19 protein-coding genes, 1 other RNA gene and 1 pseudogene are annotated in these 25,629 nt (G+C 74.1%); 2 read left to right on the forward strand and 19 right to left on the reverse strand.

All coding sequences use genetic code 11. The annotated features are described in order from the left end of the window. Nucleotides 1–39: 39 nt before the first annotated feature. The 6 genes and pseudogenes from KSE_RS14160 to KSE_RS14185 all read right to left on the reverse strand — a co-directional run bounded on the left by KSE_RS14160 (nucleotide 40) and on the right by KSE_RS14185 (nucleotide 7,068). Nucleotides 40–2,361 carry a xanthine dehydrogenase family protein molybdopterin-binding subunit gene (locus KSE_RS14160; protein WP_014135997.1) on the reverse strand — a complete coding sequence of 774 codons (2,322 nt, stop codon included), beginning with the start codon at nucleotides 2,359–2,361 and terminating at the stop codon, nucleotides 40–42. 383 nt (nucleotides 2,362–2,744) lie between these two features. Then, nucleotides 2,745–3,371, reverse strand: a pseudogene (locus KSE_RS46340) ((2Fe-2S)-binding protein); the annotation flags it as partial. Further along, on the reverse strand, nucleotides 3,302–4,198 hold the full coding sequence (locus KSE_RS14170) for an FAD binding domain-containing protein (RefSeq protein WP_014135999.1): 897 nt from the start codon (nucleotides 4,196–4,198) through the stop codon (nucleotides 3,302–3,304). The pseudogene KSE_RS46340 and the gene KSE_RS14170, both read right to left, overlap by 70 nt. Before the next feature lie 243 nt (nucleotides 4,199–4,441). Beyond that, nucleotides 4,442–6,079, reverse strand: coding sequence for a beta-N-acetylhexosaminidase (locus tag KSE_RS14175; RefSeq protein ID WP_014136000.1), 1,638 nt, complete (start codon nucleotides 6,077–6,079; stop codon nucleotides 4,442–4,444). Between the two features lie 74 nt (nucleotides 6,080–6,153). After that, nucleotides 6,154–6,429 carry a DUF3039 domain-containing protein gene (locus tag KSE_RS14180; protein ID WP_014136001.1) on the reverse strand — a complete coding sequence of 92 codons (276 nt, stop codon included), beginning with the start codon at nucleotides 6,427–6,429 and terminating at the stop codon, nucleotides 6,154–6,156. 69 nt (nucleotides 6,430–6,498) lie between these two features. Beyond that, complete coding sequence (locus KSE_RS14185) at nucleotides 6,499–7,068, reverse strand: YqgE/AlgH family protein (protein ID WP_014136002.1); 570 nt, start codon at nucleotides 7,066–7,068, stop codon at nucleotides 6,499–6,501. 224 nt (nucleotides 7,069–7,292) lie between these two features. Between KSE_RS14185 and murA the strand changes: the two genes are divergently transcribed. Beyond that, entirely contained in the window at nucleotides 7,293–8,648 is a 1,356-nt protein-coding gene (gene murA, locus KSE_RS14190) for a UDP-N-acetylglucosamine 1-carboxyvinyltransferase (protein ID WP_014136003.1), read from the forward strand. A gap of 79 nt (nucleotides 8,649–8,727) precedes the next feature. Here the strand turns inward: murA and KSE_RS14195 are convergent, their stop codons facing one another. From KSE_RS14195 to ftsE, 10 genes are all read right to left on the reverse strand, one after another. Beyond that, nucleotides 8,728–9,009, reverse strand: coding sequence for an HU family DNA-binding protein (locus KSE_RS14195; protein WP_014136004.1), 282 nt, complete (start codon nucleotides 9,007–9,009; stop codon nucleotides 8,728–8,730). Nucleotides 9,010–9,438: 429 nt separating this feature from the next. Beyond that, on the reverse strand, nucleotides 9,439–10,914 hold the full coding sequence (locus tag KSE_RS14200) for an NAD-dependent malic enzyme (protein ID WP_014136005.1): 1,476 nt from the start codon (nucleotides 10,912–10,914) through the stop codon (nucleotides 9,439–9,441). A 326-nt stretch (nucleotides 10,915–11,240) separates the two neighbouring features. Further along, nucleotides 11,241–13,541, reverse strand: coding sequence for a HelD family protein (locus tag KSE_RS14205; protein WP_014136006.1), 2,301 nt, complete (start codon nucleotides 13,539–13,541; stop codon nucleotides 11,241–11,243). Nucleotides 13,542–13,644: 103 nt separating this feature from the next. Then, a complete protein-coding gene (locus KSE_RS14210) occupies nucleotides 13,645–14,805 on the reverse strand; it encodes a uroporphyrinogen-III synthase (protein ID WP_014136007.1) in 1,161 nt (386 codons plus the stop codon). A gap of 174 nt (nucleotides 14,806–14,979) precedes the next feature. Beyond that, nucleotides 14,980–16,350: a nitrate/nitrite transporter gene (locus tag KSE_RS14215; RefSeq protein ID WP_014136008.1), complete on the reverse strand. Its 1,371-nt coding sequence runs from the start codon at nucleotides 16,348–16,350 to the stop codon at nucleotides 14,980–14,982. A 193-nt stretch (nucleotides 16,351–16,543) separates the two neighbouring features. Further along, nucleotides 16,544–16,922, reverse strand: a transfer-messenger RNA (tmRNA) gene (gene ssrA, locus KSE_RS39240). A 122-nt stretch (nucleotides 16,923–17,044) separates the two neighbouring features. After that, nucleotides 17,045–17,527, reverse strand: a complete 483-nt coding sequence (gene smpB, locus KSE_RS14220) for an SsrA-binding protein SmpB (protein WP_014136009.1) — start codon at nucleotides 17,525–17,527, stop codon at nucleotides 17,045–17,047. A gap of 44 nt (nucleotides 17,528–17,571) precedes the next feature. Beyond that, complete coding sequence (locus tag KSE_RS14225) at nucleotides 17,572–18,717, reverse strand: S41 family peptidase (protein ID WP_051055220.1); 1,146 nt, start codon at nucleotides 18,715–18,717, stop codon at nucleotides 17,572–17,574. A gap of 51 nt (nucleotides 18,718–18,768) precedes the next feature. Then, nucleotides 18,769–19,674 (reverse strand): permease-like cell division protein FtsX, encoded by a 906-nt coding sequence (ftsX, locus tag KSE_RS14230; protein WP_014136011.1) that lies wholly within the window; start codon nucleotides 19,672–19,674, stop codon nucleotides 18,769–18,771. Nucleotides 19,675–19,685: 11 nt separating this feature from the next. Beyond that, nucleotides 19,686–20,375 (reverse strand): cell division ATP-binding protein FtsE, encoded by a 690-nt coding sequence (gene ftsE / locus KSE_RS14235; protein WP_014136012.1) that lies wholly within the window; start codon nucleotides 20,373–20,375, stop codon nucleotides 19,686–19,688. A gap of 260 nt (nucleotides 20,376–20,635) precedes the next feature. Here ftsE and KSE_RS14240 point away from each other — a divergent pair, with 260 nt between their 5' ends. Continuing rightward, complete coding sequence (locus KSE_RS14240) at nucleotides 20,636–20,824, forward strand: hypothetical protein (RefSeq protein ID WP_014136013.1); 189 nt, start codon at nucleotides 20,636–20,638, stop codon at nucleotides 20,822–20,824. A gap of 166 nt (nucleotides 20,825–20,990) precedes the next feature. On the opposite strand, the gene prfB is transcribed toward KSE_RS14240, so the two are convergent. The 3 genes from prfB to KSE_RS14255 all read right to left on the reverse strand — a co-directional run bounded on the left by prfB (nucleotide 20,991) and on the right by KSE_RS14255 (nucleotide 25,412). Continuing rightward, the gene (gene prfB / locus KSE_RS14245; RefSeq protein ID WP_033258744.1) at nucleotides 20,991–22,094 is read right to left on the reverse strand and encodes a peptide chain release factor 2; all 1,104 of its coding nucleotides are present in this window, start codon (nucleotides 22,092–22,094) and stop codon (nucleotides 20,991–20,993) included. Between the two features lie 34 nt (nucleotides 22,095–22,128). Next, on the reverse strand, nucleotides 22,129–23,379 hold the full coding sequence (locus KSE_RS14250) for a serine/threonine-protein kinase (RefSeq protein WP_014136015.1): 1,251 nt from the start codon (nucleotides 23,377–23,379) through the stop codon (nucleotides 22,129–22,131). 152 nt (nucleotides 23,380–23,531) lie between these two features. After that, nucleotides 23,532–25,412, reverse strand: coding sequence for a serine/threonine-protein kinase (locus KSE_RS14255; protein ID WP_014136016.1), 1,881 nt, complete (start codon nucleotides 25,410–25,412; stop codon nucleotides 23,532–23,534). Between the last annotated feature and the right edge of the window lie 217 nt (nucleotides 25,413–25,629).

Genomic DNA, 25,629 nt, shown 5'->3' on the forward strand with positions numbered 1-25,629 from the left:
CGGGTGGCGGGGCGGGCCCCCGCCACCCGCTCCCGGGCTTCACACCAGGACGGTGGCGTCCTCCGGCAGGATCGGGAGGCGGCCGACCGGCAGGCCGGTGGCGGCGCGGACGGCGGCGGCGACGGCGGCGGGGGCGACCACGGCGGGGACGGCGCTGACGGCCTTGGCGCCGAACGGGGCGACCACGTCGCGCTCCTCCAGCAGGGCGGCGATCCGGACGTCGGGGGTGTCCAGCGCGGTGGGCAGCCGGTAGCCGGTGAGCGAGGCGTTGACGGGGACGCCGTCCTCGGTGCGCAGGTTCTCCAGCAGGGCGAGTCCGACGCCCTGGGCGACGGCGCCCTCGATCCGGTCCTCGATCTGCCGGGGGTTGAGCGCCCGGCCGACGTCCTGGGCGACGGTCACGTCGACCACCCGGACGGCGCCGAGCTCGATGTCGACGTCGACGACGGCCCGCATCGCGCAGAACGCGATCGAGACGAAGGCGTCGCCCTGCCCGGTCTCGGGGTCGAGCGGCTCGGTGGGGTGCGGCCGGCACTGCGCGGTGGCCCAGAGCTCGCGGCCCTCCAGCGCCTCGCTGACCGGCATGCCGAGCACGCCGTCGTACGAGGTGATCTTGCCGTCGGTGATGGTGAGCAGTTCGACGGACATCCCGAAGTCGGCGGCGATCGGCTGCAGCATCTGGTGCCGGACCATCAGCGCGGCCCGCTCGACGGCGCCGCCGGAGACCCAGGTGTGCCGGCCGCGGGCGGACGGGCCGGCCGCGGACTGGTCGGAGTCGACGGGCGCGATGTAGACCTCGCTGACCCCGAGCACCGACTGGACGATCTGCCGGGCCAGCGTGGCGAAGCCCTGGCCGGAGTCGACGGCCGCGCAGATCACGGTGGCGTGGTCGCCGGAGACCCGGACGGTCGCGGTGGCGACCTCGTCCTCGCCCTCGGCGCCGAGCATGTGCACCATGCCGACGGCGTAGCCGATGCCGCGCCGCACCGCGGCGGGGTCGCCCGCGCCGCCGGGGCCGCCGGGCAGCAGCCAGTCGGCCTCCGGGTCGTCGAGCGGGAGGGCGGGCAGCGGGGTGGTGTCGAGCGCGTCGAGCAGCGCCCCGACCGGGGCCGGGCAGGTGACCGGCTGGCCGGTGGGCAGCGGGTCGCCGGTGCTCATCGCGTTGCGGCGGCGGATCTCGACCGGGTCGACGCCGAGCTGCCGGGCGAGCTGGTCGAGCTGCGACTCGTACGCGAAGCAGGTCTGCAGGGCGCCCTCGCCGCGCATCCGGCCGGCCGGCGGGTTGTTGGTGCGCACCGCCCAGGCGTCGACGAAGACGTTGGGGCAGGTGTAGGGGCCGACCGAGAAGGCGACGGCGGCGGCCAGCGCCTCGGCGGAGACGTCGGCGTAGGCGCCGCCGTCGAGCAGGATCTGCGCCTCGACCTTGACCAGCCGGCCCTCGGCGTCGGCGTGGTGCCGGTAGCGCAGCAGGGCGGGGTGCCGGGTGGGGTGGGCCTGGAAGGACTCGGCCCGGGTGAGGACCATCTTGACCGGGCGGCCGGTGCGCAGCGCGAGCAGCGCGAGGGTGACCTGGAAGGAGAGGTCCTCGCGGTCGCCGGTGGCGCCGGGGACGCCGGTGACGACGAGCCGGACCCGGTCGGGGTCGAGGCCGAGGCAGGCGGCGGTGCGGTCGCGGTCGCCGTGCGGGTCGGTGGAGGACAGGTGCAGTTCGACGCCGCCGTCGGGGCGGGGCACGGCGAGTCCGGCCTCGGCGCCGATCGGGGCGGGGTCCTGCCGGCCGACCTGGTAGAGGCCCTCGACGACGACCTCGCCGACCGCGTCGGGGTCGCCGGTGCGCAGCGGCAGGTGGCGCAGCAGGTTGCCGTCGGGGTGCAGCGGGGGGGCGTGGAAGGCGGCCTCGGGGTCGGTGACGGGTTCCAGCACCTCGTACTCGACCAGGATCGCGGCGGCGGCCAGCCGGGCGGTGTCGGGGTGGTCGGCGGCGACGGCGGCGACGGGTTCGCCGTGGTGGCGCACGACGCCGGCGGCGAGCACCGGGCGGTCGGCGGTGACCGGGCCGTCGGGGGCGCCGTCGGGGGTGCCGTCCGGTCCGGCGGGGAGGTCGGCGGCGGTGACCACGGCGTGCACGCCGGGGACGGCGAGCGCGGGGGCGGTGTCCACCGAGAGGATCCGGGCGTGCGGGTGCGGGGAGCGCAGCACGGCGCCCCAGAGCAGCCCCTCGGCCCACAGGTCGGCGGCGTACGGGTAGATGCCCAGTGCCTTGGGCAGGGCGTCGGTGCGCAGCGGGGAGGTGCCGAGGCCGGTGGTGCCGGTCTCGGGGCCCGCGGGGGCGGCCGCCGGGAGCTCGGTGGCGGAGGTCATGCGTTCTCGTCCTCGGGGAGGCGGATGCCGTGGGCGGGGGTGGCGTCGTAGCCGGTGTACGGGGTGCCGTAGCCGTCGGCGGCGTAGCCGTCCGGGCCGTGGCCTTCGGTGGCGTAGACGGTGCCGTCGTAGGCGCCGGCGTCCTGGTGGACGGCGGTGCCGAACGGGTCGGTGGCGGCGGCGGGTTCGCGCTGCCAGTCGGGGGGGACGGGGGTGCCGTGCGGCGGGGTGGGCGGGTAGGCGTAGCCGCCGGTGCGCGGGGTCTCGCCCTGCGGTTGGGCGGGGATCAGCTGGTCGGCCTCGTGCCAGAGCTCGGAGTCGGCGTACAGCGGGAGTTCGGCGGCCTGCTCGGCGGGGGCGGGCTCGGCGGCGGGGGCGGCCTTGGGGGCCTGTTCGGCGGCGGCGAGCTCGGCCTCCAGGGCGGCTTCGCGGGCGTCGGCGACGGCCTGGACGGCGGCGAGCGCGCCGCGGTAGCCGGTGCAGCGGCACAGGTTGCCGCAGAGCGCCTGCCGGGCCTCGACCTCGCCGGGCCGGTGGTTGCGCTGCAGCAGGTCGTGCACGGCCATCGCCAGGCCGGGCGCGCAGTAGCCGCACTGGACGGCGCCGGAGTCGGCGAGCGCCTGCTGGACGCCGCCGGCGCCGCCCGCGCCGGCCAGGCCCTCGACGGTGCCGATCTCGCTGTCGGCGGCGAGCGCGGCGGGCACCAGGCAGCCGTTGACCAGCTGCCCGTCGACCTGGATCGAGCAGGCCCCGCACTCGCCCTGCTCGCAGCCGTCCTTGGCGCCGGCCAGGCCGAGCCGCTCGCGCAGCACGTAGAGCAGGCTCTCGCCGATCCAGGCGTCGGTGACGGGCCGTTCGACGCCGTTGACGCGCAGGGTGTACGAGGCGGTGGGGCGCACGTCGCCGGTGGGCGCCCCGGGGTGGTTCAGCAGTTCGTCCGTCACTTGAGTGCCCTTCCCAGTGCCCGGCGGGCCAGCACGGCCACGGTACGCCGCAGGCGGACCGCGACCGGGCCCGCCCCCTCTCCGTGCGCCCCGCCCTCGGGGACGCACGCCCCGGCCACGTACTCGCCGAAGGCGGCGAGCGCGGCGGGGTCGATCAGCACCGCGCCGTCGGCGCCGCGGGCGTCCCAGTCGATGCAGCCGGCCACCCAGCTCTCGGCCTCCAGCGGCCGGAGCGGGACGGGGGCGACGGCGCCGACGGCGCAGCGCACGCCGCGCCGGGCGGGGTCGAGGACGAGGGCGACGGAGGCGGCGGCGCGGGCCGGGCCGCTGCGGCCGGTGGACTTGAGGAAGACCTGGGGGGCGTGCAGCAGCGGGACCCGCACCCAGGTGAGGAGTTCGCCGGGCCGCAGCGGGTCGAGGCCGGTGAGCAGGTGGCTGATCGGGACGTCGCGGACGGCGCCGGCCCGGGCCAGCGTGGCGGTGGCCTCCAGGGCGGCGAGCACCGGCAGGGTGTCGCCGGCCGGGTCGGCGGTGGCGATGTTGCCGCCGAGGGTGCCGACGTTGCGCACCTGCGGGGGTCCGGCGGTGCGGGCGGCGTCGGCGAGGGCGGGGATGAGGGCGGCGAAGTCGGGGCGGTCCATCCGGGCATGGGTGAGCCCGGCGCCGAGGACCGCGGTGCCGCCGTCCTCGTAGCGCCAGCCGCGCAGTTCGGTGATCCGGCCCAGTCCGATCAGCGCGGCGGGCCGCAGCCGCCCGGCGTTGACCGCCTCCATCAGGTCGGTGGCGCCCGCCACCGGCACCGCCCCGGAGGTGGCGGCCAGTGCTTCGACCGCCTCGTCGACCGAGGCCGGCAACATGATCGTCCGGTTCACCAGGTTCCCACCGTGCTCCATTTGCAGTGCTGCCTGCCGCCCGTAGGGTACGGGCGATCGGTGCGGGTTGGGCAACTCTGGCACACAAAGACCGCTGATCATTTCCCGGGCGGCGGACAGGTCCGAACAACTCGGGACAACTCCGGGCAGCCCCGCGATCGAGTCGTGTCCGAGGTGATCGGTTCCTCACCTGGTCATGACGTGCGGGGCGGGCCCGGAGTTCCTCGGCGCTGACTCTGCGTCACCGCCGTCCCGGCCCGGGGGTCACGGCGCGGTGCCCTCGCCGGACGGTCCGGGCTTCCCGGCCAGCGGGCGGCCGACGATGCCGGGCTTGCGCTGCCAGGGGCGCGGGCCGTCCGGGTGGCGGTACTCGACGCCGAGGGCCTCCAGCCGCAGGTAGTGGGTGGCCATCCGGCGCTCGAAGCCGGCCCAGTCGCGGGCCGCCGGGTCGCGCGGGAGGTCGGACCAGGCGACCTCGGCGAGCGCGGCGAGCCGCGGGAACGCCTTGTAGTCGACGTCCCGGCCGCTGTACATGAACTCGGTCCACAGGTTGGCCTGGGTGCCGATGACGTGCGCGGCGGCGGCCTCGTCGAGCTGCGGCGGGACGGGCTCGAAGCGGTAGACGTCCTCCAGGGTGCGCACCCAGCCGACCGGGATCGGCTCGTCGTCGCCGTCGGCCTGCCGGTGGTCGAGGTAGACGTGCTGCTCGGGGCACATCACCACGTCGTGCCCGGCGTTGGCGGCGGCGATCCCGCCGTCGTAGCCGCGCCAGGAGGAGACCGCGGCGCCGGGGGCGAGGCCGCCCTCCAGGATCTCGTCCCAGCCGATCAGCCGGCGGCCGCGGGCGGCCAGCCAGCCGTCGAAGTGCCGGATGACGTGGCTCTGCAGCTCGAACTCGTCCTTCAGGCCGAGTTCGGCGATCCGGGCCTGGGCGGCCGGGGACTGCTTCCACTGGTCCTTGGGGCACTCGTCGCCGCCGAGGTGCACGAAGGTGGAGGGGAAGACCTCCAGCAGCTCCTCCAGCACGTGCTCGTAGAAGCGCAGGGTCGCCTCGGAGGGGTTCAGGATGTTCTCGCTGACGCCCCAGTCGGTCCAGGTGCCGAGCGCGGCGGTGTCGACCACGTCGGTGTTGCCGAGCTCGGGGTAGGCGGCGACGGCGGCCTGGTTGTGGCCGGGCAGGTCGATCTCGGGGACGACGGTGACGCCCCGGGCGGCCGCGTAGGCGACGATCTCGCGCAGGTCGTCCTGGGTGTAGTAGCCGCCGTGCGGCTGGTCGTCGCGCCGGTTGCCGGCCCGGTAGCCGACCATCGAGCGCTCGCGCCAGCCGCCGACCTCGGTGAGCCTCGGGTAGCGCTTGACCTCGAACCGCCAGCCCTGGTCGTCGGTCAGGTGGAAGTGCAGGACGTTGAGCTTGTGCGCGGCGAGCTGGTCGACGAAGCGCAGCACCCCGGCCTTGGGCATGAAGTGCCGGGAGACGTCCAGCATGGCGCCGCGCCAGCCGAACCGGGGCGCGTCGCGGATCTCCACCGCGGGCACCGTCCAGCTCGCGCCGGGCAGCGGGGCGGTGCGGTACGCGGCGGGGCCGAGCAGCTGGCGCAGGGTCTGCACGGCGTGGCCGAGGCCGGCGGGGCCGCCGGCGGTGAGCCGGACGGACTCCGCGTCGGCGCTCAGCCGGTACTCCTCGGCGCCGAGCGCCGGGTCGAGGTCGAGCCGCAGGTCGCCGTCCTGCCCGGCCGGGGCCGGGTCGAGGTCGAAGCCGGTGGCGGCGGAGAGCTCGGCGCGCAGCCGGCGGGCGGCGGCCGCAGTGCCGGGGGCGGCGGCGATCCGGGAGCCGGCGTGCAGGACGAAGGGCGGGGCGTCGGGGCCGGCCTGGACGTGCGACGGGGCAGGGATGAGGTCCATGTGCCCCATCCTGCCCCGGGCCCCCGCGATTGGCATAGACCAGTCGTCGGGGTGTTTCCGCAGGTCGTTCGCGGTCAGTCCTTCTTGTCGTCCCCGTCCGGGTTGTTCAGCCCGTCGAAGATCTCCTTGCACATCGGGCAGACCGGGTACTTCTTCGGGTCGCGCCCGGGCACCCAGACCTTGCCGCACAGCGCCACCACGGGGGACCCGGAGAGCGCGCTCTCCATGATCTTGTCCTTCTGGACGTAGTGGGCGAAGCGCTCGTGGTCGCCGTCCCCGTGCGAAGTCTGCGGGACGGGCTCGACCAGGGTGCCGGTGCCGAGGCCGCGCTCGGGCTCAAGAGTGCTCATAGGTGACAAGTCTATGGCGGCTCCCCGGAAGCGGGCCACCACTCGGCGGCGTCCCGTCGCGCTCCCCGCTCAGTTCAGCAGCGGGTCGTCGGGGTAGGTGGCGAGCATCGCCAGCGGGCCGCGCTGGCGGCGCAGCACCTCGCGCCAGAGCCGGTCGGGCTGGGCGCAGGAGAGGTCGCCTGCCTCGCAGTCGACCAGGTGCCAGGCGCCCTCGGCGATCTCGTCCTCCAGTTGGCCGGGCGACCAGCCCGAGTAGCCGGCGAACACCCGCATCCCGCCGAGCACCCCGGCCAGCACCTCGGGCGGCGCCTCCAGGTCGACCAGGCCGATCGCGCCGTGCACCCGGCGCCAGCCGAGCGGCGCGGCGTGGTGGTCCTCGCCGGGGACGACGGCGACCGCCAGCGCGGAGTCCAGCGCCACCGGGCCGCCCTGGAACAGCACCGCGGGGTGGCCGGCCAGCGGCGCCCAGCCGTCCAGCACTGCGGCGACGTCGACCGGCGTGGGCCGGTTGAGGACGACGCCGAGCGCGCCCTGGGCGTCGTGGTCGAGCAGCAGGACGACCGCCCTGGCGAAGTTCGGGTCCGTCAGCACGGGCGTCGCCACCAGCAGGCGCCCGGTGAGCGAGGGGGCCGCTTCCATGTCTGCCATCATGCCCCGTACCGCCCCTCCCGGCCCACCCGCCGGAGCGCCCGGAGCGCCACCCGGACGGCCCAGTGGCGGTGCCGTGCCGCCTCCCCTACAGCATGATCACCATTAGGGCACACCGGAACCAATCGCCCACCCCCTACCATCTAGTGGTGGTGAAGGGCCCTTCCCCCGACTCTGCAGCCGAAAACCTCCTGCGCACCCGGATTGCGAGAACGATGACCGACGACGTCCTGCTGGTCCACGGCGGAAACCCGCTCGAAGGCGAGATCCAGATCCGCGGCGCCAAGAACCTGGTCCCCAAGGCCATGGTCGCCGCGCTGCTCGGCCAGGGCCCCAGCAGACTGCGCAACGTCCCGGACATCCGGGACGTCAAGGTCGTCCGCGGCCTGCTGCAGCTGCACGGGGTCACCGTCCGCACCGGCGACGAGGACGGCGAGCTGATCCTCGACCCGTCGCACGTGGAGTCGGCGAACGTCGCCGACATCGACGCGCACGCCGGCTCCTCGCGGATCCCGATCCTGTTCTGCGGCCCGCTGCTGCACCGCCTCGGCCACGCGTTCATCCCGGGCCTGGGCGGCTGCGACATCGGCGGCCGCCCGGTCGACTTCCACTTCGAGGTGCTGCGCCAGTTCGGCGCGACCATCGAGAAGCACCCGCAGGGCACCTACCTGGTCGCCACCCAGCGGCTGCGCGGCACCAAGATCGAGCTGCCGTACCCGTCGGTCGGCGCGACCGAGCAGGTGCTGCTGACCGCGGTGCTCGCCGAGGGCGTCACCGAGCTGCGCAACGCCGCGATCGAGCCGGAGATCGTCGACCTGATCTGCGTGCTGCAGAAGATGGGCGCGATCATCTCGCTGGGCACCGACCGCACCATCCTGGTCACCGGCGTGGACGAGCTCGACGGCTACACCCACCGGGCGCTGCCGGACCGCCTGGAGGCGGCCTCCTGGGCGTGCGCGGCGCTGGCCACCAAGGGCGACATCTACGTCCGGGGCGCCGAGCAGATCCCGATGATGACCTTCCTGAACACCTTCCGGAAGGTCGGCGGCGCCTACGAGATCGACGACGAGGGCATCCGGTTCTGGCACCCGGGCGGCGAGCTCAAGGCGATCGCCCTGGAGACCGACGTGCACCCGGGCTTCCAGACCGACTGGCAGCAGCCGCTGGTGGTGGCCCTGACCCAGGCCACCGGCCTGTCCATCGTGCACGAGACGGTGTACGAGTCGCGGCTGGGCTTCACCGGCGCGCTGAACCAGATGGGCGCGCACATCCAGCTGTACAGCGAGTGCCTGGGCGGCACCCCGTGCCGGTTCGGGGCGCGCAACTTCATGCACTCCGCGGTGGTCTCCGGCCCGTCCAAGCTGGTCGGCGGCGAGCTGGTCATCCCCGACCTGCGCGGCGGCTTCTCGTACCTGATCGCGGCGCTGGCGGCCGAGGGCACCTCGACGGTGCACGGCATCGACCTGATCAACCGCGGCTACGAGAACTTCATGGACAAGCTGCGCGACCTGGGCGCGCACATCGAGCTGCCGGCCGCGGCCGAGGTGGCCGAGGTCCAGCTGACCGCCTGAGCGGCCGAGGGACGCGAAAAAGCCGGTGGCCGGCTCCCCCGCGGGGGAGCCGGCCACCGGCGCGTTCAGCGGCGGGGGGTCACTTGCCCTTCGCGGCTTCCTTCAGCTTCGAGCCGGCGCTCACCTTGACGCTGAAGCCCTCGGCGATCTGGATCGGCTCGCCGGTCTGCGGGTTGCGGGCGGTGCGGGCGGCGCGCAGGGTGCGCTCGAAGGTCAGGAAACCGGGGATGGTGACCTTCTCGTCGCCCTTGGCGACGACCTCGCCGGTGATCTCGGCGAAGGCGGCCAGCACGGCGTCGGCGTCCTTGCGGGTCACCTCGGCGCGCTCGGCCAGCGCGGCCACCAGCTCACTGCGGTTCATGTGTACTCCTGTGGTCTGTTGCTCTGCCGTGCGCGGAGGCGTGGCCGGTCCGCGCGACGGTGCTCGTTCAGGCGAGGGGTGGTCAGGGGCCGGGCTCGCACCGCGAAGCGCCGCAAACTGCCCGCCTGGGTACGAATCCTGCCCCGACCGGCACTGAGAAAGCCAATCGGGCACCGGCGTGGTTGACCCGAACAGCGCCCGCCGGACGGAGGTGTGACGCTCCGTCGGCTCCGGGGAGCCCGGAGCGGGCGGCGGCCGGGACGGCACGCCGTGTCGCGATCGGGGGACGTACCGTACTTGTCGGACACGCCTCCCCGTCGCAGGGCTACCGTACGCCCTGGCACCGACAAGCCCAAACACGCCCCTTGCCCTTGTGTCGCAAGGCTTCCGGCGCCCCCGCGCGCGGCGGGGGCGCCGGAGCGGCGCGACTCAGAGCCGAACGGCCGGGAAAGCGCCGGTGTCGAGGGTGCCGACGATGCCCCGGGTGGGGGTCTCCGGGCCCGCCTCGGCGCCGCCGCGGGCCGCCACGGCGGCCTCCCGGACGGCGGCCGCGACGGTCTTGGCCACGTTCGGGTGGAAGACGCTGGGGATGATGTAGTTCGGGTTGAGCTCGTCGTCGGTGACGGTGGTGGCCAGCGCCCGGGCGGCGGCCAGCATCATCTCGGTGTCCACGCTGGCGCTCTGCGCGTCCAGCAGGCCGCGGAAGACGCCGGGGAAGACCAGCACGTTGTTGATCTGGTTCGGGAAGTCGCTGCGGCCGGTGGCGACCACCGCGGCGGTCTGCCGGGCCACCGCCGGGTCGACCTCCGGGTCGGGGTTGGCCAGCGCGAAGACGACCGCGTCCTTGGCCATGGTCGCCAGGTCGTCGCCGTCCAGCACGTTCGGGGCGGAGACGCCGATGAACACGTCGGCGTCGGCCACCGCCTCCTTGAGGGTGCCGGTGCGGCCGGAGCGGTTGGTGTTCTCGGCGATCCAGCGCAGGCTGTCGTTGAGGTCGTCGCGGCCCTCGTGGACCACGCCGCGGACGTCCGCCACGGTGGCGTGCGAGACGCCGGCCGCCATCAGCAGCTTGAGGATCGCGGTGCCCGCGGCGCCGGCGCCGCTCATCACCACCCGGATCTCGCCGATCTCCTTGCCGACCACCTTCAGCGCGTTGGTCAGCGCGGCCAGCACCACGATCGCGGTGCCGTGCTGGTCGTCGTGGAACACCGGGATGTCCAGCGCCTCGCGCAGCCGGGCCTCGATCTCGAAGCAGCGCGGAGCGGAGATGTCCTCCAGGTTGATGCCGGCGAAGCCCGGCGCGATCGCCTTCACGATCGCCACGATCTCGTCGGCGTCCTGGGTGTCCAGGCAGAGCGGCCAGGCGTCGATGCCCGCGAACCGCTTGAACAGCGCCGCCTTGCCCTCCATCACCGGCAGCGCGGCCTTCGGGCCGATGTTGCCCAGGCCGAGCACCGCGGAGCCGTCGGTGACCACCGCGACGCTGTTGCGCTTGATGGTCAGCCGGCGGGCGTCGTCCGGGTTCTCGGCGATCGCCATGCAGACCCGGGCCACGCCGGGGGTGTAGATCATGCTCAGGTCGTCGCGGTTGCGGATCGGCAGCTTCGAGGACATCTCGATCTTGCCGCCGAGGTGCATCAGGAAGGTGCGGTCGGAGACCTTGCCGATGCTCACGCCGTCGATGGTGCGGAGCTTCTCGACGATCTCCTCGCCGTGCGCCACCGAGGACGCGGCCACCGTGACGTCGATCCGCAGCGCCTCCAGGCCGGAGGCCGTGACGTCGAGACCGGTGACCGAACCGCCGGAGGACTCCACCGCGGTGGTGATCGAGCTCACGGCGTTGCCGGTGGCCGGGACCTCCAACCGGACCGTGATCGAGTTCGAGACACTGGGCACCGTCGCCATCGACGTCCTTCTTCCTGAATCAACAAAGTGTTGAAGTTCCATGCCGCTCGGCATGCTAGACCTCGATGGTCGCACCGACCAAGGGGTTGCCAGAAATAACGTGCTTTGAGTGTGCGGACCCCACAAACCGGCCGGTCCGGAGCCGGACCTCCTTGCCCGTCGGCGAGGATGCGTTACATTGGAACGGCACCGGCTCGATCCAAGCCCCCGGGCCCAACCTTCGTCCCTTCGAGGGACCACTTGCCGCGAGGCGAGCATGGCGGGTCGGTGTACTACGTGACGAAGGCCCCCCACCCTGACGGGCGGGGGGCCTTCGGTCTGCCCGGCTACTTCAGCAGCGCGGGGACGCCCGCCGCGTCCGGCAGGTCGTCCGGGCCGGAGAGCACGGTCAGCCGCTGGGTGGCCCGGGTCAGCGCCACGTACAGCACCCGCAGGCCCGCCTCCGACTCGCCCGCGATGCCGGTCGGGTCGGCGACCACCGTCGCGTCGTACTCCAGGCCCTTCGCCTCCAGGCTGCCCAGCGCCACCACCCGCTCGCCCAGGCCGGCCGTCCAGCCGGCCGCCTCGGCCCGGCGGTCCATCGGGACCACCACCGCGACGGTGCCGTCCACCTCGCCCAGCAGCCGCTCCAGCTCGGCCCGGGCGGCCGCGGCGAACGCCGCCGGGTCCGGCTCGCGGACCGCGGCGAACCGCGGGTGCGCGCCGGTCGAGCGGACCGCGCTCGGCGACGGGGTGCCCGGGGCGGCCAGCTCCAGCACCTTCGCCGCCACCTCGGCGATCTCCGCCGGGTTGCGGTAGTTCACGGTCAGCGTGTGCCGGCGGCGCGGCTTGCCCGCCAGCACCTCGTCCATCGCCGCCTGCGCCTCCGCCGGGAACGGCCAGGACGACTGCGCCGGGTCGCCGACGATCGTCCAGGTCGCCATCCGGGAGCGGCGGCCGATCATCCGCCACTGCATCGGGGTGAGGTCCTGCGCCTCGTCGACGATCACGTGCGCGTACTCGCGCCGCTCCTCCGCGACCCGCTCGCGCTCGCGCTGCCGGTACGCCCGCTCGCCGTACGTGGTGACCTCGTCCAGGCCGGTCAGCAGGTCGACCGCGTCGACCTCGCGGACCTTCGAGCGGGCCGGCTCGCCGAGCAGCACCTGCAGCTCGTCGAGCAGCGCCACGTCGTGCGCCGACAGGCCGCCCGCGCCGCGCTCGTCCAGGTGCCGCCAGGAGGCGGCGAGCAGCCGGGCCTCCTCCGGGGTGACCGCGCGGCGGGCGATCCGGTTGGTGTGCCGGTGCTGCCGGAGGGTGGCCAGCACCCGGCGCGGGGTGACGGCGGGCCACCAGGCGTCCAGGAAGTCCAGGAACGGCGCCTCGTCGGACACGTACTCGTCGAAGGACTCGCGCTCCTCCTGGCGCTGCTCGCGCTCCGCGTACGTGCCCGGCTTCGGCAGGTCGCGGACCGCCTCCGACCAGAGCGCGTCCAGCAGCAGCCGGCGGGCCCGCGGGCGCAGCAGGTTCAGCGGCGTGCCGCCGCCGCCCACCACGTTGCCGCGGACGGCCTTCAGCCGGCCCGCGTCCAGCCGCAGCGCCCGGCCGCGGGCGAAGACCCGCAGCTCGGTCGGCGCGCCCAGCTCCAGGGCCGCCCGAGCGGCCCGGCGCAGCAGCTGGACCATCCGCGCCGAGCCCTTGATCCGGGACACCTCGGGGCTGTCGTAGCGGGACGCCTCGACCCCGTCGACCAGGCTGCCGACCGCGCGGATCGCCACCTGGCCCTCCTCGCCCAGCGCGGGCAGCACGCCCTCGGTGTACGAGACCAGCAGCGCGGTCGGGCTGACCACCAGGATGCCCCCGGCGTACCGGCGGCGGTCCTGGTAGAGCAGGAACGCGGCCCGGTGCAGGGCGACGGCGGTCTTGCCGGTGCCCGGCCCGCCGGTGACCAGGGTGGCGCCCGCGGCGGCGGCCCGGATCACCTCGTCCTGCTCGCGCTGGATCGACGAGACGATGTCGCGCATCGAGTGGCCGCGGGCCCGGCCGAGCGTCGCCATCAGGGCGCCGTCGCCGACCACCGGCAGCTCCTCGCCGCCGAGCACCGGGGTCAGGTCGGGGCGCAGCAGGTCGTCCTCGACGCCGATCACCTTCCGCCCCTTGGAGCGGATCACCCGGCGCCGGAGCACCCGGCCGGGCTCCAGCGGCGTCGCCCGGTAGAACGGCGCGGCCGCCGGGGCCCGCCAGTCGATCACCAGCGGACCGAACTCGGCGTCCAGCACGCCGAGCCGCCCGATGTGCAGGCTCTCGGCGACCACCGGGTCGGCCGGGTCCATCGGCGTCTGGGACGGGATCCCGTGCTCCTCGGGCGCGTCGGCCCGCTGGAGGTCGATCCGGCCGAACAGGAAGTCCTCGAACTCGTTGTTCAGCCGCTGCAGGTGCGCGCCGGCGCGGTAGACCTGCGCGTCCCGCTCGGCGAGCGCGCCGGGGGTGCCGACCTGCACCCGCTTCGCGGCGTCCTCCAGGATGTACTCCGCCTCGGCCAGTTTCTCCTCCAACCGCCGGTAGACGGTGTCGAGGTGGCACTGCTCGCCCGCGATCTCGCGGTCGCGGACAGTGTCGGATCGGTGCTCGGCGGAACCGTGCGCGCCCAAGGAGCCCCCAAAGGTGCGGAGAAAAAGGCGGACGGAAGATCTTACAGGGAACCGGACACCTCTTCGGAACCCGGGGAGCGGATCCGGCCGCCCGGGCCCGCCCTCAGTGGTCGAGCGTCAGCCGGTACCCCCGCTTGACGACGGTGGTGATCAGCCGCGGTGCGCCCAGTGCCTGGCGCAGCCGGGCCATCGCGGTCTCGACGGCGTGCTCGTCGTCGCCGCTGCCCGGCAGCGCGCGGAGCAGGTCGGCGCGCGGCACGACCCAGCCGGGGTGGCGGGCCAGGGTGCGCAGCAGCGCCATGCCGGCCGGCGGGACGGGGCGCAGCCGGCCGTCGACCAGGGCGGCCTGGCCGCGCAGTTCGAGGGTGTGCCCGGCCACCGGCAGGCGGCGGGCGCGGGCGGGGAGGGCGGCGGTGAGGGTCTGCACCATCGCGCCCAGCCGCATCCGCTCGGGCCAGACGGTGGGGACGTCGAGCGCGTCGAGCGGGGCGGAGGTGACCGGGCCGACGCAGACCGCGAGGACGTCGCGGCGCAGGGCGTGCAGCAGCTCCCCGGTGCGGCCGCGCCGGGCGGCCCGGTCGAGCAGGCTGATCGCGGCGGGCGCGGAGGTGAAGGTGACGGCGTCGAGCGCGCCGGCGCAGGTCGCGTCGAGCAGCCGGTCGAGCGGGCCGAGGTCGGCGGGCGGGAGCCAGCGGTAGACCGGGACCTCGACGACGTCGGCGCCGGCGGTGCGCAGCGACTCGACGAAGCCGGGCAGCGGGGCGCCGTGCAGCTGGACGGCGATCCGCAGGCCGTCGACGCCCTCCTCCAGGAGGTGGGAGAGCACCTCGGCGGAGGACTCGGTCGCGGCGGAGTAGGACTCGCGCAGCCCGGCGGCCCGGATCGCGCCCTTGGCCTTGGGGCCGCGGGCGAGCACCGAGGCGCGGCCGAGGGCGGCGCGCAGGCCGTCGCCGAGGTCCCAGCCGTCGGCGGCCTCCAGCCAGCCGCGGAAGCCGATGCCGGTGGTGGCGACGGCGAGGTCGGGCGGGTCGGCGATCAGGGCGCGGGTGGCGCCGTGCAGGTCGGTGTCGTCCGCGAGCGGGACGATCCGCAGCGCGGGCGCGCGCAGCACGCCGGCGCCGCGGCGCTGCAGCAGGGCGGCGAGCTCCTCGGCGCGGCGGGCGGCGGTGACGCCGATGGTCCAGCCGGCGAGCGGGCCGGTCTCGGCGGGCTCGGGTTCGGCGGGCTCGGGTTCGTCCTGCGGGCGTCGGGTCGGGTCGGCCATCCGGTGTCGTCCTTAGGTGCGCCGCCCCCGGGCGTCCTGGCTGGGGACGGGGGCGGCGGTGGGTCGGGTGGGTGGGTGGTCAATCCTGGCCGCTCGCGGTGTCACCCCCGGGTCGCCCGGATTACCGGCGCGTTTCCGCCGCTGGTCACGGGCGCCCGGGGGTGTGACGGTGGTTCAGACCTGCGCGAGGGCGGGGGTGTCGGCGGTGTCGGCGGCGCCGGCCGGGCGGCGGAGGTAGACGGCCCAGGTGAGGGCGGAGCAGACGGCGTAGGCGGCCAGGAAGGAGACGAAGGCGGGGGTGCCGGACTTGGCGACCAGGAAGGACTCGCGGAAGGCGAGGTTGATGAAGAGCCCGCCGAGGGCGCCGACCGCGCCGATCACGCCGATCGCGGCGCCGGACATCCGGCGGGACCAGGCGGCGGCCTCCTCGGCGGTGGCGCCGGCCGCGATCCGGTCCTGGGCCTTGGCGTCGAAGATGCCGGGAATCATCTTGTAGGTGGAGCCGTTGCCGAGCCCGGCGAGGGCGAACAGGGCGACGAAGCCGGTCAGGAAGACCGGCAGCGAGCGGATCGACGAGGCGTAGGTGACCACGCTCGCGGCGGCGGCCATCGCGGCGAAGTTCCACAGCGTGATCCGGGCGCCGCCGAACCGGTCGGCGAGCTTCCCGCCGAGCGGGCGGACCACCGAGCCCAGCAGCGGGCCGAGGAAGGTCAGCTGGGCGGCCTGCAGCGGGGTGCGGCCGAACTGGTTCTGCAGCACCAGGCCGAAGGCGAACGAGAAGCCGATGAAGGAGCCGAAGGTGCCGACGTACAGCACCGACATCAGCCAGGTGTGCTTCTCCCGGGCCACGGCGGCGAGCGAGCCGGTGTCGGCCCTGACCGGGGCCAGGTTGTCCATGAACAGGGCGGCGCACGCCGCCGCGACCACGATCAGCGGCAGGTAGACGGCCAGCACCAGCCGGGGGTGCCCGGCCCCGGCCCCGGCGATCACGCCGAGCGCGACCAGCTGGATCACCGGCACCCCGATGTTGCCGCCGCCGGCGTTCAGGCCCAGCGCCCAGCCCTTGTGCCGGGCCGGGTAGAAGGCGTTGATGTTGGTCATCGAGGAGGCGAAGTTGCCGCCGCCGAGCCCGGTGAGCGCCGCGACCAGCATGAAGGCGGTGTACGAGGTGCCGGGGCGCATGACGTACGCGGCGGCGAGCGCCGGGAGGATCAGCAGCAGCGCGGAGACGACCGTCCAGTTCCGGCCGCCGAACCGGGCCACCGCGACGGTGTAGGGGATCCGGACGAAGGAGCCGACCAGGGTGGGCATCGCGACCAGGAAGAACTTGCCCGCCGGGTCGATGCCGTACTCCTTGCCCATGAAGAGCACCATCACCGACCACAGGCTCCAGATCGAGAAGCCGATGTGCTCGGAGAGCACCGAGAAGGCGAGGTTGCGCCGGGCGACCCGGCGGCCGGTGGCCTCCCAGAAGGCGGGGTCCTCCGGGTCCCACTGCTGGATCCAGCGACCGCCGGTCCTGCCGTTGGTGGTGGTGCCGTCCATGGAACGCTCCTTCGAGTGCGGGTGTCCGAGACCCTGTGCCGCTGACGCTAGGAGTCCACGATTTCGGGTTCGTTGTGCGGTGTGAAGGGCGCGGAACCGTCCTCTCACCCGCCGGACGGCCGGAGTGTGAGGGCCCGGGAACGCACGAGAGCCGCCCTCCGGAGCGGAGGGCGGCTCTGCGATGCACATGGGGTGGTGGAGATGCCGGGAATCGAACCCGGGTCCAGTGAAGTGGATTCAGGACTTCTCCGAGCGCAGTCCGCTGTGATTTTCTCGGCCCTGGCAGTCACGCGGACAAGCCGCCAACAGGCCCAGCCACTGTTTGGTTTCCCCGCCACCCCCGTGGCCCGGGTGGAAGGTTGAGTTCCCTAGATTATGCCAGGATCCGGGTCGGGAACGCCCCGGGCTGACACCCATTCACTTTCGCAGACTAGGCAGCGAGAGCGAACTGCTGGGAATCGCGCTTAGAGTTGGCGATTATTTTTTTGCGACAGGTGGTTTACGAGATCATTGCCGCGTTCCTCGGCTCGCTTCTCCTGTTTCGACTGTCACTGTCGAAACCGATCATCCCCATGTTGATTTGACAAACAGCACCGGCGAGGGCGACCCCTCTCCGGGTGGTGCGCTGCCATAGTACTCAACCCGCGCGTCAAGGGTCCAGCGCATTAAGCGGCGGCGGCCCCCGGGTGCCGGATCAGCCCTGGCCGGAGCGGCGCCGGGCGGCGGCCACCGCGCGGTCCGACTCGCGGCGGTCCTGGCGCTCCCGCAGGGTCTGCCGCTTGTCGTACAGCTTCTTGCCGACGGCGAGGGCGAGTTCGAGCTTGGCGCGGCCGTCCTTGAAGTACAGGGACAGCGGGACCAGCGTGTGGCCGGTCTCCTTCACCTTGGACTCGATCTTGCGGATCTCCATCTTGTGCAGCAGCAGCTTGCGCTTGCGCCGCGCCGAGTGGTTGGTCCAGGTGCCCTGGGCGTACTCGGGGATGAAGACGTTGTCGATCCAGGCCTCACCGCCCTGGACGTACGCGTAGCCGTCGACCAGGTTGGCCCGGCCCTCGCGGAGCGACTTGACCTCGGTACCGGTGAGCACCATCCCGCACTCGTAGGTGTCGAGGATCGTGTACTCGTGCCGCGCCTTCTTGTTCTGCGCGACCAGCTTCTTGCCCGTTTCCTTTGCCATAGCCCGGCCATTCTCGCACCTCGGCGGCGGCCGCGGCAGCCCCTTTACCGCGCGGCGGGCGCGGCCGGGGTGGCGGCCGGGGCGGCGGCCGGGGCGGCGGGGGCGCTCAGGCCCTCCAGCACCCGCAGGGCGAGCGCCCCCGGGTCCTCGCCGGCGGCCGGCACGTCGGGCTGGAAGCCGGTGCCGTCCGGGGAGCGGCCGGCCGGGGTCTGGTAGCGGCCGACGGTGAGTTCCAGCACCGAGCCGTCGGCGAGCCGGCTGGGCTGCTGGACGGTGCCCTTGCCGAAGGTGCGGCTGCCGACCAGGACGGCCCGGCTGCGGTCCTGGAGCGCGCCGGCCAGCAGTTCGGCGGCGCTCATCGTGCCGCCGTCGACCAGCACCACCAGCGGGACGGCGGTGTCGCCGCCCGGGGCGGCGTCGAGCCGGCGGTGCTCGCCGCGCTCCTGGTAGCTGGCCACCGGCCCGCCGTCGAGGAACACCGAGGCGGTGGCGACGGCCTCGGCGACCAGGCCGCCGGAGTTGCCGCGCAGGTCGAGCACCACGCCCCGGGCGCCGGCCGCGGCGGCCCGCACCTGGTCGGCGACGCCCTCGGTGAAGGCGTGCACGGCGATCCGGGCGACCCCGGGAGCCGGGCGGTCGGACTCGACCTCGCGGGCGGCCAGTTCGGTCCGGGTGAGGGTGAGCTGGCGCACCGGCCCCGCCTCGTCCCGGACGCCCACGGCGACCGCGCTGCCGGCCGGTCCGCCGCGCAGCCGGGAGACCAGTTCGGTGACCGGCAGCTGCTCGGCGGGCGTCCCGTCGACGCTGACCAGCCGCTCGCCGGGGGCGATGCCGGCCCGGGCGGCGGGCGAGCCGGGCAGCACCTCGGCGACCGTGGTGGGCCCGCCGGCCTCCCGGTCCACGCTCAGCCCGACGCCCGCGTACCGGCCGCCGGTGAGGTCCGCGTACTGCTGCGGGCTCAGGTAGGCCGCCCAGCGGTCGCCGCTGCTGCCGACCAGCTGCCGGGCCTGCTGCGGGGTGAGGTCGGCGCCGGCCGGGTCGGGGCCGAGCGGGTGGGCGTCGGACGACGAAGGGGCCCGGGGGGAGCCTTCCGGCTCTCCCCAGGCCCCCGAGGCCGCTCCGGCGAACAGCACCGCGCCGAACACCAGCCCGAGCGTCATCCCCTGGCGTACCCGCGGTGCTGTCGGCATGCCCGCGAGTCTAGGCGGGCGGGCGCGCCGTCCGGTAGCACCGACGGCGCGTCAGACCTTCAGGTACTTGCGGAGGGTGAAGAACGCCGCGATGCCCGCCATCAGCATGCCGACCACGATCAGCAGCGGGATGACCGCCAGCACCGAGGACAGGCCGATGAAGGTGATGAACGCGACCTTCTTCGCCAGCCAGTGCTGGACGAAGAAGTGCCCGCCCAGCAGCAGGCCGGAGGCCAGCGCCGAACCGAGCAGCGCGGCGAACGCCGCCTCCGCGATGAACGGCATCTGCACGTAGAAGTTGGACGCGCCGACCAGCCGCATGATGCCGGTCTCGCGGCGGCGGCTGAACGCGGACACCCGGACGGTGTTGACGATCAGCAGCAGCGCGACGAACAGCATCAGCACCATGATCACGAACGCCGCGGTCTGCAGACCGCGCAGCAGGCCGAACAGGTTCTCCAGGATCTTCCGCTGGTCCTCGACCGACTTGACGCCGGGCTTGCCGGCGAAGGCGCTCTGCACCACGTCGAACTTGGTCGGGTCGTTGAGCTTCACCCGCCAGGACTGCGGCATCGCCTCCGGGCCGACCGCCGCCAGCAGCGGGTTGTCCGGGTTGCTCTGCTTGAAGTGCTGGTACGCCTCGCTGGAGGACTCGAAGGTGTAGGTCTGCACCAGCGCCATCTTCGCCAGGTCGGTCTTCACCTGGGCGACCTGGTCGTCGGTGGCCGCGCCCGCCGCGCACTGCGGCGAGGTGTGGTCCGCCTTGGTGCAGAAGTAGATGCTGACCTCGACCTTGTCGTACCAGTAGTCCTTCATGGAGTTGACCTGGTCGCGGACCAGCAGCGAGGCACCGGCGAGGGCGAGCGAGAGCGCGACGCTGACCACGACGGCGATGGTCATGGTCAGGTTGCGGCGGAGACCGACGCCGATCTCCGACAGGACGAACTGGGCGCGCATGCTTCTCTCTTCTAGCTCTGGTAGCCGTAGACGCCGCGGGCCTGGTCACGGACCAGCAGGCCCTTGTCCAGCTCGATGACGCGCTTGCGCATCTGGTCGACGATGGCCTGGTCGTGAGTCGCCATCAGCACGGTGGTGCCGGTGCGGTTGATCCGGTCGAGCAGCTTCATGATGCCGACCGAGTTCTGCGGGTCGAGGTTGCCGGTGGGCTCGTCGGCGATCAGCAGCATCGGCCGGTTCACGAACGCCCTGGCGATCGCGACGCGCTGCTGCTCACCGCCCGACAGCTCGCCGGGCATCCGCGACTCCTTGCCGCCGAGGCCGACCAGGTCGAGCACCTCGGGCACCACCTTGTTGATGGCGCTCTTCGGCTTGCCGATGACCTCCAGGGCGAACGCCACGTTCTGCCCCACGGTCTTGTTCGGCAGCAGGCGGAAGTCCTGGAAGACGGTACCCAGTTGGCGCCGCATGTGCGGCACCTTCCAGTTGGAGAGCTTGCCCAGGTCCTTGCCCAGCACGTGCACCGCGCCGGTGGACGGGCGCTCCTCGCGCAGGCACAGGCGCAGGAACGTCGACTTGCCCGAACCGGACGAACCGACCAGGAAGACGAACTCGCCCTTCTCGATCTCCAGCGAGACGTTGTCCAGGGCCGGACGGTTCTGCTTGGGATAGGTCTTGGAGACGTTGTCGAATCTGATCACGGCTGCATCACGGGGCCATCCTAGGTGGATCGGAGCCAGTGACCTTACGCGATGCCCTCCCGCACCCGCAGTCGCGATCCGCCTACTGACCGTGGTTTCGTCAGGTGCTGTTCCGGTTCGGACCGGAAATTGCGAGGTACGTCACAGATCGGTAACCCTTCCGCTCCGGGGGCCGCGGGGTACGGAACCTGGCAGAGTGGTAAGCAGTCGGAACCGAATCCGCCTCCGGCGCGTTGGCTGTGCAGCAAGGAGGAGATCGCATGACCTGCGACCAACTGGTGTGTGCCAACTGCAACGGCCGCGTGAGCGACGGCCGCTGCCCGGTGTGCCGCGCCAACCGGGCCCGGCTCCAGCAGGAGCAGCACGGGCCGTTCGCGACGCTCAACCCGGCGGTGCTGCTGGCCCTGCTGTCCGCCGCGGTGTTCACGCTCGCCCTGCTGCTGCGCTGACCCCGAGGACCACGAAGGGCCCCACCGCCGAGGCGGTGGGGCCCTTCACCGTGCGTGATGACGGGGATGACGGGAGTGGTCAGCTCTCGCGCTGCTTGCGCCACCGGATGCCGGCCTCGATGCTGTGCTCGATCTTCATCTCAGCCGGCCTCCTCCTGCGGCGCGGTCAGCTCTCGCGCTGCTTGCGCCACCGGATGCCGGCTTCGATGAAACCGTCGATGTCGCCGTCCAGCACGCCCTGCGGGTTGCCGACCTCGTGCTCGGTGCGCAGGTCCTTGACCATCTGGTACGGGTGCAGGACGTAGGAGCGCATCTGGTTGCCCCAGGACGAGCCGCCGTCCTTGAGGGCGTCCATCGCGGCGCGCTCCTCCTGGCGGCGGCGCTCCAGCAGCTTGGCCTGGAGGACGTTCATCGCCGAGGCCTTGTTCTGGATCTGGGAGCGCTCGTTCTGGCAGGAGACCACGATGCCGGTCGGCAGGTGGGTGATCCGGACGGCGGAGTCGGTGGTGTTGACGCCCTGGCCGCCGGGGCCGGAGGCGCGGTAGACGTCGATCCGCAGGTCGCCCTCGTCGATGTCGACGTGGTCGGAGGTCTCGACGACCGGCAGCACCTCGACGCCCGCGAAGGAGGTCTGCCGGCGGCCCTGGTTGTCGAACGGGGAGATCCGCACCAGGCGGTGGGTGCCCTGCTCGACCGAGAGGGTGCCGTAGGCGTAGGGGCTCTTGACGGTGAAGGTCGCGGACTTGATGCCGGCCTCTTCGGCGTACGAGGTGTCGTAGACCTCGGTCGGGTAGCCGTGCCGCTCGGCCCAGCGCAGGTACATGCGCATCAGCTGCTCGGCGAAGTCGGCGGCGTCGACGCCGCCCGCCTCGGCGCGGATGTTGACCAGGGCCTCGCGGGCGTCGTACTCGCCGGAGAGCAGCGTGCGCACCTCCAGCTCCTCGACGGCCTTCTGGACGGAGACCAGCTCGGCCTCGGCCTCGGTGCGGGTGTCCGCGTCGTCCTCGGCCTCGGCGAGTTCGAACAGGACGCCCAGGTCCTCGACCCGGCCGCGCAGGGTCTCGACCTTGCGCAGCTCGCCCTGGAGGAAGGAGAGCCGGCTGGTGACCTTCTGCGCGTTCGCGACGTCGTCCCACAGGGTGGGGGCGGCTGCCTCCTCCTCCAGGGTCGCGATGTCGGCCCGGATCTTGTCCAGGTCGAGGACTGCCTCGATCGACGACATGGTCGAGTCGAGGTTCTTGAGCTCTTCGGAAGGATCGACGGCTGCCACGCCTCAAGGGTAATGGTTCCGCGGGGGGGCTCGGCTACAGCCTGGGGTGCCAGGGGGCGTGGACGGTCTCGGCGGGCTTCCCGGGGGGCTCGGCGGCGAACGCCGTCCAGGCGGCCGCGGCGCCCGCCAGCAGCAGGACCACGGCGATCAGCACGGCCAGGGTGCGGCGGCGGCGGATCATCTGGGCCCGGGTGCGGCGGTGGCCGGCGGCGGGGCGCTCGCGCTGGGCGCGGGACTCCTCGGCGTAGGAGGCGAGCTCCTGGGCGGAGGGGCGGCGCAGGCTGGTGTGGGTGTCCCGGGTGGAGTCGGGCTGCGGGCCCGGCACCAGCGCGACGGCGGGGCCGCGGCGGCGGCGGTGGGCGCCGCCGGCCGGGGCGTCGGCCTCGGCGTAGACGGCCTCGCCGGGGGTGGGGACCTCCTCGGCGGCGGTCCGCTGCTCGGGGACGGCCAGCGGGCCGAGGCCGGCCAGCTCGGGCAGCAGGGCGCGCAGCCGGGCGGCCAGCTCGGCGGCCCGCAGCCGGGAGGCGGGGGCCTTGGCGAGGCACTCGGAGATGATCCGCCACAGGCCGTCCGGCATCCCCTCGACCGGGGGGACGTTCTCGGTGACGTGCCGGCGCAGCACCGCGCCGGTGTGGCCGCCGCCGAACGGGGTGGCGCCGGTGAGCAGCTCGTACAGCACGGTGGCGGTGGCGTAGATGTCCACGGCGGCGCGCGGCTCCAGGCCCTCGATGATCTCGGGGGCGAGGTAGTCGGGGGTGCCGATGATCCGGGTGGCGCGGGTCCGGCGCGGGGCGTCGACCAGCCGGGCGATGCCGAAGTCGGTGAGCTTGGCGCGCGGGGCGCCGCCGGGGCCGGGCGGGGCGGCGAGGTCGAGCAGGACGTTCTCCGGCTTGACGTCGCGGTGCACGATGCCGGCGGCGTGCGCGGCGGCCAGGCCGTCGGCGACGTCGGCGATCACCGAGGCGGCGAGCAGCGGGCTGAGCACGCCGTCGCGCTCCAGCCGGGTGCGCAGGTCGCTGCCCTGGACGAGGTCCATCACCAGGGCGAGGTCGCTGCCGTCGACCACCATGTCGTGGACGCCGACCACGTGCGGGTGGTCGAGGCCGGTGAGGGCGGCGCGCTCCTGCACGAAGCGGCCGACCAGCACCTGGTCGGCCGCGAGGTCCTCGCGCAGCAGCTTCACCGCGACCGGGCCGTCGGGGCCCTCGCCGAGCCACACGGTGCCGGCCGAGCCGCGGCCGATCACCTGGTGGACGGTGTACCGGCTGCCGATCTTGCGTGCCAATGCTGCTCCGTGGGCTCGTGTAGGTCGGTGCTCGACGAACAACCTACGCGCCCGCGGGGCCCCGGTGGGCCGCCGAGGGCCCCCGGGGAGGTACCGATCCGGTGGAATTTCGCGGGATTGTCGACATAGCGTCAATTCCACCGCCCGGGCGGTCAGGTGTGGCTGGTGACCCAGTCCCGGGCCGAGTCGTACCAGCCGACCACGTTGTCCCAGTAGTGCGGCAGCGGCGTGAAGTTCCACAGCGCCAGGCAGCCCAGCGCCAGCACCACCAGCACCAGCAGGCAGCCCTTCAGGCAGCCCAGGCCGGGGATCCGCATCCGGTTCGGGCTGCGGCGGCGCGGCTCCCGCTCCCGGGGCGCCTCCCGGGCCGGCTCCGGCTCCCGGTACGGCGGCTCCGGCCGGTGCTGCGGCGCGGGCTCGGGACGGCGCTGCGGGGCGCCGTAGCCCTGCGGCTGCCCGCTGTAGGCGGCCGGCGGGGCGGGCTGCGGCGGCTGCTGGGCCTGGTACGGCGGCGGGGCGACCGGCGGGCGGCCGCCCTGGCCCTGGCCCTGCTGGGGGTACTGGCCCTGGCCCGGCTGCGGGTACTGCGGCCGGCCCTGCTGCGGCTGCTGCGGGCGGTAGGGGCCCTGCTGGGGGGCGTAGCGGCCGTCCTGCGGCGGGTACGGGCGGGGCTGCTGCTGGCCGTACTGGCCCTGCCGGCCCTGCTGCGGGTACTGGCCGGCCTGGTAGGGGCGCGGGGCGACCTGCGGCTCGCCGAGCTCGTCCGGCTCGAAGGAGCCGATCCGGGTCTGCGCGTTGCGGTCCCGGGCGGCCCGCAGCTGGGTCTGCCAGGGGTGCGGGCCCTCGGGCTGGGCGGGCGGCTGCTGGCCGGGCGGCTGCTGGGCGGGGGCGCCGGGCGGGACGGAGGGCATCACCCGGGTGCGGTCGGCGGGCGGGCCGGCCGGCGGCTGCGGGCTCATCAGCTGGGTGCGGTCCTCGGCGCCGGGAGCGCCGGGGGTAGCGGGGGCGCCGGTCTGGTGCGCCATCACCTGGGTCGCGGCGGCCGGGTCGTAGCCGACGCCGGCCAGGGTGGCCTCGTGCGGCCCGGCCCCGGGCCCGGCCGCGGCGGCGGTGGCCAGCGCCGGGTCGGGCAGCAGCAGGTCGCCGACGGCCAGCGCGGCGTCCACCGCGGCGGGGGCGGCGTGCACGCCGACGCCGGCCGCGACCACCCGCAGCGCCCGGGCCAGCGAGACGGCGGTGGGGCGCTGGGCCGGGTCCTTGCGCAGGCAGCGCTCGACCACCGTCCAGAGCGGTTCGGGCATGGTGCGGGGGCGCTGCGGCTCCTGGGCGAGGTGCGCCTGGAGGACCGCCAGCGGGTTGTCGCCCTGGAACGGCGGGCGGCCGGTGACCAGTTCGTACAGCATGATGCCGGCGCCGTAGACGTCCACCGCGGCGGTCTGCGGGCGGCCCTCGGCGGACTCGGGGGCGACGTAGACGGGGGTGCCGACGAACTCGTGGGTGCGGGTGATGCCCGGGGAGTCGGCGAGCCGGGCGATGCCGAAGTCGGTGAGCATCGGGTGCATCCGCTCGTCGCCGTCGACCGCGAGGGTGGCCAGCAGCACGTTGGCGGGCTTGAGGTCGCGGTGCACCACGCCGTCGGCGTGGCTGGCGGCCAGCGCGTCGGCGATCTGGGCCATCAGCAGCGCGCCGGCGATCGGCGACAGCGGGCCGGACTCGCGCAGGTAGCGGTACAGGTCGGGGCCGTCGACCAGGTCCATCACCAGGGCGAGCAGCTCGCCCTCGACCACCAGGTCGCGGGTGCGGACGATGTTGGGGTGGGTCAACCGGAGCAGCACGGAGCGCTCGCGCAGGAAGCGCATCACCACGTCCGGGTCGGCGGCCAGTTCCTCGCGCAGCACCTTGACCGCGACCGCCTGCCCGGGGACCAGGCCGGGCACCGCGGCGTCCTCGCGGACCCGGCCGCGCCAGACCGTCCCGGTCGCGCCGCGCCCGAGGCTGTCCTCCAACACGTACTTGCTGCCGACAGGCCGCACCTGTGCACTCCGTTCGGTCACCCGGCGCCCGCTGCCGGGGCCGCGTTCCGGCACTCCCCCGTTCCCGTGAACGGCGCCGGGGCCTGGAGGAGCCCGCCCGGCCGGGCGGGCTCCGGTATTTTCGGCAACTCTAACGGTGCCCGCGCGGGTTTCCGAGGTGTCGCCCGACCGGATCGGGGCGCGGCCGGGCGGGGGCGGACGGCGGGCGCCGGAGGCG

Source organism: Kitasatospora setae KM-6054 (assembly GCF_000269985.1).
Lineage (GTDB): Bacteria > Actinomycetota > Actinomycetes > Streptomycetales > Streptomycetaceae > Kitasatospora > Kitasatospora setae.

What these genes read in the sequence shown, in the direction of transcription:
- KSE_RS14160 (WP_014135997.1), bottom strand. Translation starts at nt 2,361, where the DNA reads ATGACCTCCGCCACCGAGCTCCCGGCGGCCGCCCCCGCGGGCCCCGAG.
- KSE_RS14170 (WP_014135999.1), bottom strand. Translation starts at nt 4,198, where the DNA reads ATGGAGCACGGTGGGAACCTGGTGAACCGGACGATCATGTTGCCGGCC.
- KSE_RS14175 (WP_014136000.1), bottom strand. Translation starts at nt 6,079, where the DNA reads ATGGACCTCATCCCTGCCCCGTCGCACGTCCAGGCCGGCCCCGACGCC.
- KSE_RS14180 (WP_014136001.1), bottom strand. Translation starts at nt 6,429, where the DNA reads ATGAGCACTCTTGAGCCCGAGCGCGGCCTCGGCACCGGCACCCTGGTC.
- KSE_RS14185 (WP_014136002.1), bottom strand. Translation starts at nt 7,068, where the DNA reads ATGGAAGCGGCCCCCTCGCTCACCGGGCGCCTGCTGGTGGCGACGCCC.
- murA (WP_014136003.1), top strand. Translation starts at nt 7,293, where the DNA reads ATGACCGACGACGTCCTGCTGGTCCACGGCGGAAACCCGCTCGAAGGC.
- KSE_RS14195 (WP_014136004.1), bottom strand. Translation starts at nt 9,009, where the DNA reads ATGAACCGCAGTGAGCTGGTGGCCGCGCTGGCCGAGCGCGCCGAGGTG.
- KSE_RS14200 (WP_014136005.1), bottom strand. Translation starts at nt 10,914, where the DNA reads ATGGCGACGGTGCCCAGTGTCTCGAACTCGATCACGGTCCGGTTGGAG.
- KSE_RS14210 (WP_014136007.1), bottom strand. Translation starts at nt 14,805, where the DNA reads ATGGCCGACCCGACCCGACGCCCGCAGGACGAACCCGAGCCCGCCGAA.
- KSE_RS14215 (WP_014136008.1), bottom strand. Translation starts at nt 16,350, where the DNA reads ATGGACGGCACCACCACCAACGGCAGGACCGGCGGTCGCTGGATCCAG.
- smpB (WP_014136009.1), bottom strand. Translation starts at nt 17,527, where the DNA reads ATGGCAAAGGAAACGGGCAAGAAGCTGGTCGCGCAGAACAAGAAGGCG.
- KSE_RS14225 (WP_051055220.1), bottom strand. Translation starts at nt 18,717, where the DNA reads ATGCCGACAGCACCGCGGGTACGCCAGGGGATGACGCTCGGGCTGGTG.
- ftsX (WP_014136011.1), bottom strand. Translation starts at nt 19,674, where the DNA reads ATGCGCGCCCAGTTCGTCCTGTCGGAGATCGGCGTCGGTCTCCGCCGC.
- KSE_RS14240 (WP_014136013.1), top strand. Translation starts at nt 20,636, where the DNA reads ATGACCTGCGACCAACTGGTGTGTGCCAACTGCAACGGCCGCGTGAGC.